The sequence below is a fragment of the Novacetimonas pomaceti genome (assembly GCF_003207955.1).
GTDB classification, from domain to species: Bacteria; Pseudomonadota; Alphaproteobacteria; order Acetobacterales; family Acetobacteraceae; genus Novacetimonas; species Novacetimonas pomaceti.
Genome location: NZ_NOXG01000022.1, coordinates 18,909 through 28,355 on the forward strand (window position 1 = coordinate 18,909; position 9,447 = coordinate 28,355).

Here is a 9,447-nt window from a genome sequence, read left to right on the forward strand (position 1 = left end):
CATAACATATATAACGTAAACGAATGAAAGTCATCCCTTGTATGGTATAATGCTTAGTGCTATAAAATATCACCTGAATAATAACTGACATTCGTGTCGCATCTCAAATATTGTTATGGATCTATGCTAAATATTGTTGTGCCAATGGCTGGGCGGGGAAGTCGTTTCGCAAAGGCCGGATATACGGACCCCAAACCGTTAATTGCCCTTCATGGTGTGCCCATGATCAGGGTTGTTATTGAAAACCTGAAGCCAGATCAGCCGCATCGCTTTGTCTTTGTTTGTCAGAACGAACATATCGCTGCCTATGGGCTGCGTGACAAGTTGGAGGCATGGGCCCCGAAGTGTGAGATTATCGGGCTTGACGGCATTACGGAAGGCGCTGCCTGTTCCGTGTTGGCCGCGCGTGATCTGATTGACAATGACGATGCGCTGATGATTGCCAACAGTGATCAGTATGTAAAATGTGAGATCAATACTTATCTGAACGCAATGACAGATAATGAAGATGGCCTGATCATGACCATGTCGTCAGGTGATCCAAAGTGGTCATTCGTCGGTTTCGATGACGATGGAAAGGTAACCCGCGTTGTTGAAAAGGAAGTCATCTCGGACGAAGCGACGGTTGGAATCTACAACTTCCGCCGTGGCCGTGATTTCGTTTCCAACGCGGATGAGATGATCGCCAGAAACGACCGCGTCAAGAATGAATTCTATGTGGCGCCTGTATATAACTATATGATCCGCAAGGGGAAACATATCGGCGTTTACAATATCGGATCCGAAGCGGATGGGATGTATGGCCTCGGCATCCCGGCAGATCTGGAAATATTCCTGAATCATCCGGTATCGGATGTCGCCCGAAGGCTTGCCGACTGATGCGTATTCTCAGTCATCGGGGATATTGGAAAACGCCAGAGGAAAAGAACGGCCGTAAGGCGTTTGAAAATTCCGTGCGGCATGGCTTCGGAACCGAAACCGATATCCGTGACCTGAACGGGAAACTGGTAGTTTCGCATGATCCGGCACTGGCGCTCAACAATCCGCTGCTTCTTGATGAACTGATAGGTTATTTTCAGGGAACAGGCCTGCCGCTGGCGATCAACGTCAAGGCGGATGGGCTGGCGGTCGCCATCAAGGAAAAGCTTGATCTGGCAGGCGTGCCATGGTTCGCGTTCGATATGTCAGGGCCGGAAACCGTGCGTTATATCGCCGCGGGTGTGCAGACATATACACGTCACAGCGATATTGAAACCACGCCCCTGTGCTATGATCAGTGTTGCGGGGTCTGGCTGGATTCCTTCTCCGGTCCGGAATGGTATGATGAGCAGACGATCCGCACCCATGTTGCCGCAGGCAAGAAGGTGTGTGTGGTTTCGCCGGAATTACATAAACGCAGTCATGAAACCGTATGGAATTTTCTGCGGCGCTCTGGTCTGATGGATCATCCAGATCTTTCATTGTGCACGGATTTTCCTGAAGAAGCATCTGAATTTTTTACTGGAAAAGCGCAATGATCGAGGCTGTTATCTTTGATATGGATGGTGTGCTGATCGATGCTAAGGAATGGCATTATGAGGCGTTCAACCGCGCCCTACGCCTGTTCGGAAAAGAGATCAGCCTGACCGATCACCTGTCGCGGTTTGATGGTCTGCCGACCAAGCGTAAGCTGCAGATCCTGTCGCTGACTGAAAACTTCCCTGTCGCGCTGCATGGCTTTGCGAGCAAGCTCAAGCAGATTTATACTATGGAAATAGTAAATACGCAGTGCAAGCCGGTTTTCACACAGGAACGCGCCCTTTCCTACCTCAAGCGGGAGGGATACAAGATGGGGGTGGCGTCGAATTCCATCCGTGCCAGCGTCGAAGTGATGATGCAGCGTTCAAATCTCGCGCCTTATCTCGACCTCATGATGTCGAACGAGGACGTGAAGAATGCCAAGCCTTCTCCAGAGATTTATATCAAATCCATGGAATCCCTGAAGGTAAAGCCGGAAAATACCCTGATCGTTGAAGATAATGAGAACGGGATCAAGGCAGCACGTGCGTCGGGTGCGCATGTTCTGGTCGTTGCAAGTGTAAACGAAGTCAACTACGAGAATATCACGAGCACAATTAAGAATATTGAGAAGAAACAGGCATGAACGTCCTTATTCTGGCAGCAGGTCACGATTACCATACTGAAAAACGGGACGGGTACCCGCTTCTTCTTGCCGAAGTTGATGGGGTTATGCTGATTGAGCGTCTTTTGCATAACTGCCTGCGACTGAATCCCAGCCAGATCATCTGTGCGGTGCGTGAAGAGGATATCACGCATTGCCACATCGATAATGTCATCAAGCTGATTGCCCCGGATAGCCACATCCTGGAAATCAGCAAGCCGACCAAGGGGGCTGCCTGTACGGCGCTGCTCGCTATCGAGCAGATGAACCTCGATGATGAACTGCTGATCATGAATGCTGGTGATCTAATCAAGACGGATCTGACGGACATCATCAATGATTTCCGCAAGAATGACGCCGATGGCAGGATGATTGTCTTTGATTCCCTGCATCCGAGATATTCTTTCGTCCGTATGGATGAAAACAACCATGTTCTGGAGGTCGCGGAAAAGCGCCCGATCAGCCGGAATGCGACCGCGGGTCTTTACTGGTTCCGCAAGGCGTCGGATTTCATCGAGTGCTGCAAGAGCATGATTATCAAAGATGCCCATGTAAATGGACGTTTTTATATCAGCCCGGTTTTCAACGAGATGATCCTGGCGCAGAAGACCGTCATTGCGACCAAGATCGCGCAGCGGAATTATCACCCCATCAAGTCGGATAAGCAGATTTCCGCGCTTGAAGCGATGTCTGACTATTCAAAGGCGGTTTGAAAAATGAAACAGGCTTTGCTGGCGGACATGGTGCGTGGCTGGTTCGTGGGTGATTTCAGTCCTGCAGCGCTGAAAACCGATGCATGCGAAGTGGCGATACAGCGGTTCAAAGCAGGAGATACCGAAACCCTCCATCACCATAAGGTCGCCCATGAAATTACGGTCATTCTTTCCGGACATGCGGTTATGTTCGGCAAGACACTGTCCGATGGGGATATTGTCGTTATAGAGCCGGGAGAAGCAACGTCGTTTGAGGCGTTGACGGACGTCACCACTGTCGTGGTGAAACTTCCCAGTGTCATTGGCGACAAGTATGAGGGCGCCCCGGTCTGCTCTTGATGAATAGCTCCCAGATTTCTTGAGCATTCAAACTCTGCTGTTGTTCGAATTGCGCGGGTGAGAGCATCCTGTTCCTGACGTGTTTGCGCACCGAATCATAGATCATTTCGATGCAGTCAAACACGTCCTGCCGGGCTTCCTGCCGCGTTTGTAGGTTCGGCATCCAGATGCGCTCGCCCTTGAGCAATGAGGAAAAACTCTCCGCCACAGCATTATCGTGGCAATTGCCGCGTCGGTTCATTGACCTGCTGTAGAGAATTTCCCCGATTTGAAATAGAATCTGGCCTGACGTAATCTCTGAACATGTAACCATTTTAAAGCAGAGTCCGATCGGGAAGGATCCACGGCCAACCACAGGAAGCTGTTCCGCCTTTATCAGGAAGAGGGGCTGAAAGCCCGTCATCGGGGAGGCTGAAAGCGAGTGCTGGGAACGTGCTCTCCCATGACCATGCCCCAGAAACCCAGACAGCGCTGGAGCCTGGATTTGGTGTCGGACGTCCTGACCCGTGGCTGCCGGTTCTGCATTCTGGCCGTTATCGACGATTTCCGCTGGGAGAACCTGACCCTGGTTGCCGACACATCGCTATCAGGCGGATGCGTGGCGCGGGAACTGACGTTCCTGGTGGAGCGATATGGCAAACCCTTATGATTGTCAGCGACAATGGAACCGAGTTCACATCCCACGCCATCCTGAAATGGGCCGACGGGATGTAGATCTAATGGCACTATATCGCCCCGGGCAAGCTGCAACAGAACGGGCTTGTCGAAAGCTTTAACGGCCAGCTCAGGGATGAATGTCTCAACGAAACGCTGTTCACGTTCCTGACGCATACCCCCAGACCCTTGTCATCCCATCAACCCCAAGCCACAAAAAATGGAAACTCTCTTTTTGAGTGGATGCAAAAGGGGGCGTATCAACCGCATCATGCTCATAATAAACAGAAATATGGTCCATTCTATCAATTCATGACCTAACCTGATCTTATAATCTGCACGATTATAGATGGCGGAAAAGAAGACAAAATGAAGAAAATTTTATTTTTTCTTGTATTATTATTGTCTGTGACGGCACGGGGCACGCAGGCACAATCGACGCTATCTGGCGCGGGGATGGCTAATCCTGTGGAAAGAACGGCATCCTTACGTATGTCCCCTTCGGCAGATTCGTTGAATGGTTGCTCCTTGAGACATGCTGATGATAATGAAGCACTTTCCCGGTTTGATCTGACTGCTGTCATGTCACGGACCTTGCAACAGCAGTTGTCAGAGACTTCGTCTATCGTCGATTTTGATACGCTAAGTCATGCGATAGCTAAGGGTATGAAGGGGCATTTTATCGTACCTGCAGGGGTTTCGCTGACTATCAATATTCCTTCGGATGTTCCTACGATTCCTGATGCGCTCTCGGCCATTGCATCATGGGAAATTTATGGATCGATAATTATTCAGGTGGCGGACGGAAATTACACGCTTCCAACGTCTCTTATTCTTAATCATCCGTATGGCAATCATATTTCCTTGTCGGGAAATGCGGCAGATCCATCAAAATGTAAACTCCGCTTTTCTGGAACCAATGGTATTGAAGTCAGCATGGGATCACATTGGAATTCAGTAAACGGATTTGAACTGATCAATATGGGGAAGAAATCCAACCTGGGTATCTTCACGTATGGTGGACAGATAAATGAAGTCGGGCCGAACATCATTGTAGATAATTTTTACTATGGCATTGCCGCGCTCGATGGGGGGAGGCTCAATGCAAACGGTACATCCGCGATAAATCGGGTCGAAGTCCGCAATGCCGGGGATGTTGGCATATGGGCGATTTCACATTCTTTTGTGAGTGCTACTTACGCTTATGTCCATGATTCGGTAGATGCGCCCCATATGCTGGGAGGCGGTCTCGTCGCGGAGTTTGCATCGACCATTGTCGCCAACAATGCAAGATCGGAACACAATTATATTGCGAACATCATTTCCCAATCCGGAAGCGCCATCCGGGCATGGGACGGTGTTTATGACAGTGCTGGAATCCTAACGAACGGGGTCAAAAACCCGAACCCGCGTACCGTTGCTAATGCCATCACGAATTCCGGAGGCGTAATGGAAATATTCGGGTCGAGACTTACCCACAGTCTCGGTTTCGGAAACATGAGCGATGGCACCGGTTATCTTTTCGGAGGAATGGGTTCCAGTATGTATTCCGACAATGTGCTTGGCAATACGAATACACCTGTCAATATTGCGAACGATGGATCAATGCATGTTAACAGTGGATCTCTGAGTATAGATGCGACGATGGTTAATGCTACCCAAGGTTCCACCTACTTCGATCAGAACTTTCGCAAAGGGAACCTGGCGATAACGCGTTATCTTACAGAGGGAACCGAAACGTGGAGACAGCAATGGGATGATGCCAATAAGACCATGACGTGGAGTATGAGTGGGGGCAAAAAAGGTCTGGTTTATGACGCCATTTCTGGTCAGCTAACGTTAAATTCGCTGAAAACCCAAAAAGATATTCAGGCTCCTTCCCTGCCTTCTGCCAATCCGGAGACGGGATCTAGCTTTGTTTGTATCAATAACGAAGGGACGATGTTCAGAAGTCGGCGTGCTTGCAATTAGACATGGTAATTGTCTTATGAAATCCGGGTCGCTGTATTGAGATAAAGGCATCAGCCAGTAGGAGAGATGCCCCCGTTTTTCAGACAGGACGATAAGCTATAACCCGGCCGAGAGAGGGCGGGTTGATAGGCAAGGTTACGTGGAAACGGTATTCGGGCGTTCAGGTTGTGGGGCGCCCGCCTGAGGCGATCCGGGGTGAGCAGACGCTGGCGGAACAGGCATCGAAGCACGGTGTGCATCAGACGATGATGGCCCAATGGAAGCGCCAGTCAGTCGAGGGCATGGTGAGCATCTTTTCTGGCAGGGCAGCCCCCGGAAGCAACAGCCAGTCCGGCCGATGTTGAGAAGCTGTATGCGAAGATCGACCTGAAACGGTCTCGGCTTTCGGTCGCAGGCGGGTTCGCCGGCTTATGGCGAGAATGGACTTGTGGGCGATCTACCAGAAGCCACGCATGACCATGCCACATCCAGAACCTCGGAAATATCCGTATCTGCTGCGGGAGCCGGTCATTGACCAGTCCAACCAGATGTGGTGTTCCGCCATCATTTATATCCCGATGCGGAAGGGCTTTTCTCTATCTGGTGGCGGTCGTTGAAATACGAATGCGTTTATTTGCATGCGTTCGAGACCGGATCGGAGCTACGGGCCGGGCTTGCCGGATGGATCGCCCATTACAATGGGTAGCGTCCGCATTCGGCACTGGCTGGACGCACGCCCCACGGGGCATATCAGGACGTGCCAACACAAGCACCGTCAGAATGGTGGCATAACGACAACCGGGTATAACTTATCAAGCCCATAAAACAGTCCGAACGGACGGGGCTGCCGCAGGCCCGGCGCTCACCCAGAGCCAGAGTATTCTGGATATATCGGGCCGCCTGCCGCGAAGCTGCGGGCGTCACCACGTTTTTCCAACAATTTTCTCCAGCGCGGCATTACCCGGCATGTCGTCCACCAGAAGACGTTTCAGACGGCTGTTTTCATCTTCCAGCGCTTTCGGCTGTTTGGCCTTGGACACCTCAAGGCCATCATAGCTGGTCTTCCATTTGTAGGGGGTCGCGTCACGGATCCCGTGTTTGCGGCAAAGATCAGAGACCTTCAGCCCAGCCTCCTGTTCCTTCCGGATCCCTATGATCTGTTCTTCCGTAAAGCGACCGGGTTTCATCCGTCCGTATCCTTCCCGATCTTAAAAATGGTTACATTTTCGGAGGGCACGCCAATCCGGGTCTATTCGCCTTAATGAACCCGTGTCCGCGACCGTAAGGCTATTTTGTGCACCCGAAAGGTATTGCATGTCTGGGGCATTATACGGAATTCGACATTATTACTATTTCCATCATCTACCTGAAAATCCAGCCATATCCATTGCGGAGAATCTCCGGTAATTATACTTGCCACGCTGTTTGCCACAGAAAGGTTAGCTACAACATCGAACAGGATGGAATTGTTTTCACATGTATTATCTGAAGAAACCAACCACCCTACCTTGTAAGGTCCAGGCTGTAGACTTATATAAGGACCATACATGGCAAATTGATTTTCCACGTTTGATATTTCTGCGTATTTTTCGTATTCTTTTACGTGTCCTTCCTTCATTGTGAAGCCAAACAATGTAAACGGAGACACAAAATCAAGCTCTGTAGAGAATACAACGCGATCCTCTTCAATTATTTTTATATTCTTTTGGTCTTTTTCCTGAGAATTTGGTCTGTAATCATTGTTTACCATATGCAATATATGAGAAGCAGATTGCCGTATGTGCTCCATGTTGTGGGATCCCATAAAAATAAATCCAAGATGCGCTATATCAGGCATTAATGACGCAATAAGGAATGGTCTGCACACAACGATATATCTATAGTTTTCCGAAACTAAAGAATTTTTCACGAGGTCTATGAAATGTCTGAATATTTGCCTGTTGGCACAAACCGATATGCAATATGTAATTTCATTTTCCGAGTCCAATAATATTGTATTCCTTGAGTATTCATCTCCATATTTTTTGTCAGATACTATATTTTTGTCTGTTATAGGAATCCTAAGTGAATGGTTTTCATCTTTTTCAAAAAAAACAACATTAATAGGTGAGTTTTTATTTGACATTTCGTCGTATATACACATGGCATCGTAAAAGTTTATTTTTCTCCATTCTGTCAATATTATGGTGACTGTCGGATGCTTTATCATGTAATCCCTACCTTTTTCATGAACCATATTGTAACTATAATTCATATAGAGAATCTAGGGCCTGTTCGGCCTTGAATGATGGAACAGACTGCATGGCTCGTTTGTAACGAGCATGATGCAGTCTGGCTTTTCTGACCAAGCCGGATCTGTGTGGGAACCGCTGATTGAGGAAATCCATCCGAAGGGCAAGACTTCCACCGAAGAACCTCAGGCAGACGATTTTCGCGATTTTCTGGCGTCATCAGAGTGGTGCGAAGTGGCGCCCCCCCGCCGTGCCATCTGGGCCTGGTCTTTCTTGATGGCGCGACGATCCGTGCCCATCACGAGGCGGCCGGAGCAGCCCAAAGGGGAGATACAGTGAACGCCACAGGGTTCGTGAGGTCATGTGGAGGTTAGGGCGCTAGGACTGCGTCCGTAGCCGCAGATGGTCGTGGCAGGGCGCTGTCTTTCAAGCTGTCGCCCGGCCAGACACATGAACTGCTATCCGCTTATATCCTGCTCGCACCGCTGCCATGACGTGTCTGTCCCATAATGCGTCCTTCCACTCGCGTGGAAATACCACATCATCAGTTTCAGGTATTAGACACGCTATTGCATCTCCTTTTTCTATATCTACGACATAGGAAGAATTTCAATATTCAATAGAAATTATGTAAACTCGCAACAGAGCATAAAATATCAATCAATATTAGAATAATAATTGTCTGGGTTTATCGAATGAATAAGTCGGTATCCCATTTCCATAAGCATGTCGTTCCTTTTTTTGTTACTTTCAATATCGCTTTCGTTAAAAATTAACGATTCTATTTGAAGCACACAACGATTTTTAATCAAAATATTCCGCATTCCCTGTAGCACAGAAAATTCTGCGCCTTCTACATCAATCTTGATGAATATTATATTCCCTGACAGCGATAGGACACTGTCTAACATTCGTGTTGGTACGCGCACACGATGGGCAAGATTGAGTTCTTCAGCAACAAGGCCGACGCCACCGCGATTCTTGGATGGATGGGCCCAGGAGGGGAAAAAATAGGCTTCGCCGTTATTGTCGGAAACAGCAAAATTATGCGTCTTGATAAAAAGAGTTGGATCATTAAGAAGAAGGTTCGCCTGAAGTTGACGATGGTTCAGAGCATCAGCCTCAAATGCAATGATTTCATCAAAAACATTTAACCGCGACATATGAAGCGAGTACAGGCCAAAGTATGATCCGATATCTAAAAATGTTTTCTTCGCTTTATCATTCCGATATTCAAAAGCTAATCTCTTTAAATAATTTAACTGCTCTTCTTCCCAAGTTCCATTGTGAATAATATCATCGCGGATTTCTCACACTTGAGGCAATTTCGGGTCATTTTGTAGAATTCAGTCATCCCACAGGAGCCCGATCTGGAATATTGACGATATTCTGCTTCTGG

General features: G+C 48.5%; 8 protein-coding genes and 4 pseudogenes. 8 read left to right on the plus strand and 4 right to left on the minus strand.

All coding sequences use genetic code 11. The features are described from left to right. Positions 1–123: 123 nt before the first annotated feature. From CFR71_RS12810 to CFR71_RS12830, 5 genes are read left to right on the plus strand one after another with little or no spacing between them, the layout of a single operon-like run. Entirely contained in the window at positions 124–879 is a 756-nt protein-coding gene (locus CFR71_RS12810) for a glycosyltransferase family 2 protein (protein WP_110531721.1), read from the plus strand. Continuing rightward, the gene (locus CFR71_RS12815) at positions 879–1,517 is read left to right on the plus strand and encodes a PI-PLC domain-containing protein (protein ID WP_110531723.1); all 639 of its coding nucleotides are present in this window, start codon (positions 879–881) and stop codon (positions 1,515–1,517) included. Before CFR71_RS12810 ends, CFR71_RS12815 begins: the two co-directional genes overlap by 1 nt. Beyond that, positions 1,514–2,143, plus strand: a complete 630-nt coding sequence (locus CFR71_RS12820) for an HAD family hydrolase (RefSeq protein ID WP_110531724.1) — start codon at positions 1,514–1,516, stop codon at positions 2,141–2,143. The genes CFR71_RS12815 and CFR71_RS12820 overlap by 4 nt, the downstream gene beginning before the upstream one ends. Further along, positions 2,140–2,874 carry a glycosyltransferase family 2 protein gene (locus CFR71_RS12825; protein ID WP_110531726.1) on the plus strand — a complete coding sequence of 245 codons (735 nt, stop codon included), beginning with the start codon at positions 2,140–2,142 and terminating at the stop codon, positions 2,872–2,874. The genes CFR71_RS12820 and CFR71_RS12825 overlap by 4 nt, the downstream gene beginning before the upstream one ends. A 3-nt stretch (positions 2,875–2,877) precedes the next feature. Next, positions 2,878–3,213 (plus strand): cupin domain-containing protein, encoded by a 336-nt coding sequence (locus tag CFR71_RS12830; RefSeq protein ID WP_110531728.1) that lies wholly within the window; start codon positions 2,878–2,880, stop codon positions 3,211–3,213. Here CFR71_RS12830 and CFR71_RS16965 read toward each other — a convergent pair. Then, positions 3,173–3,457 (minus strand): annotated as a pseudogene (locus CFR71_RS16965) (IS3 family transposase); the annotation flags it as partial. The gene CFR71_RS12830 and the pseudogene CFR71_RS16965 sit on opposite strands and share 41 nt — an antisense overlap. An 87-nt stretch (positions 3,458–3,544) precedes the next feature. On the opposite strand from CFR71_RS16965, the pseudogene CFR71_RS16970 reads away from it, so the two are divergent. The 3 genes and pseudogenes from CFR71_RS16970 to CFR71_RS12850 all read left to right on the plus strand — a co-directional run. After that, positions 3,545–4,038, plus strand: a pseudogene (locus CFR71_RS16970) (integrase core domain-containing protein); the annotation flags it as partial. A gap of 198 nt (positions 4,039–4,236) precedes the next feature. Then, on the plus strand, positions 4,237–5,838 hold the full coding sequence (locus tag CFR71_RS16245; protein ID WP_133251160.1) for a hypothetical protein: 1,602 nt from the start codon (positions 4,237–4,239) through the stop codon (positions 5,836–5,838). A gap of 125 nt (positions 5,839–5,963) precedes the next feature. Continuing rightward, positions 5,964–6,435: pseudogene (locus tag CFR71_RS12850) on the plus strand (IS3 family transposase); the annotation flags it as partial. A gap of 231 nt (positions 6,436–6,666) precedes the next feature. On the opposite strand, the pseudogene CFR71_RS12855 reads toward CFR71_RS12850, so the two are convergent. The 3 genes and pseudogenes from CFR71_RS12855 to CFR71_RS12865 form a co-directional block, all read right to left on the minus strand. Further along, positions 6,667–7,004, minus strand: a pseudogene (locus CFR71_RS12855) (transposase); the annotation flags it as partial. A gap of 71 nt (positions 7,005–7,075) precedes the next feature. After that, a complete protein-coding gene (locus CFR71_RS16250) occupies positions 7,076–8,071 on the minus strand; it encodes a hypothetical protein (protein WP_133251161.1) in 996 nt (331 codons plus the stop codon). A gap of 633 nt (positions 8,072–8,704) precedes the next feature. Further along, on the minus strand, positions 8,705–9,355 hold the full coding sequence (locus tag CFR71_RS12865) for an FkbM family methyltransferase (protein WP_110531738.1): 651 nt from the start codon (positions 9,353–9,355) through the stop codon (positions 8,705–8,707). Between the last annotated feature and the right edge of the window lie 92 nt (positions 9,356–9,447).